General features: G+C 38.9%; 2 protein-coding genes. One reads left to right on the plus strand and one right to left on the minus strand.

Annotation, left to right across the window (positions count from 1 at the left end):
- A partial coding sequence (locus tag A3756_RS00415; RefSeq protein WP_156490131.1) for a DUF1329 domain-containing protein occupies positions 1–376 on the minus strand: 376 nt, incomplete at its 3' end.
- Positions 377–700: 324 nt separating this feature from the next.
- Between A3756_RS00415 and A3756_RS00420 the strand changes: the two genes are divergently transcribed.
- Positions 701–909: hypothetical protein (locus A3756_RS00420; protein ID WP_156490132.1), on the plus strand; the 209-nt coding region annotated here is incomplete at its 3' end.

Here is a 909-nt window from a genome sequence, read left to right on the forward strand (position 1 = left end):
AGGAGTGTGAGCGATGAGTAGGATAAACGTTTATTTTAAAAGTCTCTGGGTAAGTCTCAAACATTTTATACTGACCTGGAGTCAGCTTTTTCTTGTAGTCTTTGTAATTGCTCTGGTCGATCGAGAACTTAATTTCATCGTCGGCGAAGGGGTCGACATGAGGAAAACCGTTGCCCTTAAACCCATCTGGCACCTCGGTAATACCACCATCCCAAGCAGGAATTGTTTTGTATTGATTACTTTCTTTAACTGAGCCAAAAGGAGTCAAAGATACGCCTAATTCAGCTGCGGCCTCCGAAGAAACTTTTGCTTGCGCATTAAAGGACAGCATGGCTATAACAGTTAAACCTAAGAAAGATAAGGATTTTCCATTCATATTCTACACCTTACCTGCTTAATTTGAGGCTTTATAAATTACTTGAACAACGGCAATAGCGAAGCTTGATAAACTCAAAGCATACTAATGGAGCAAGCCGGAACTAATTAGTATAGGAAGGAAAACCTTATTTTCCCAACCCACTGTTTTAAACCTGAGTGAATATTTATATCAACACTAGTCTCTTTGACATTTATGCATCGCCTCTATCATCAAGTGACTAAATCTCTTCATCTACTTCAACATTCGTACTTGTTGAACTAAGATTATCTAATACCTTCACTTTCTACAAATCTTCATTATGAAAACAGCGGAGAATTTCCTATGTACCAAAATTTTGTATCTTCTTTTTTACTTGTTTGCGTTCTAGTATTCGGCTCGGGTTCAGTGCTTGCAGATAAACACGGTCGCTCACAGTGGGTAGACATCAGCAGTGACAAAAAACCATTTAACAAGAATTGTGACTACAAAGTTTGGGTTCTTGAAGACAAGGAGTGGGCTGAGACCTGGTACCTAGAAGCATTTGATAGTGA

The sequence above is a fragment of the Oleiphilus sp. HI0086 genome (assembly GCF_001635225.1).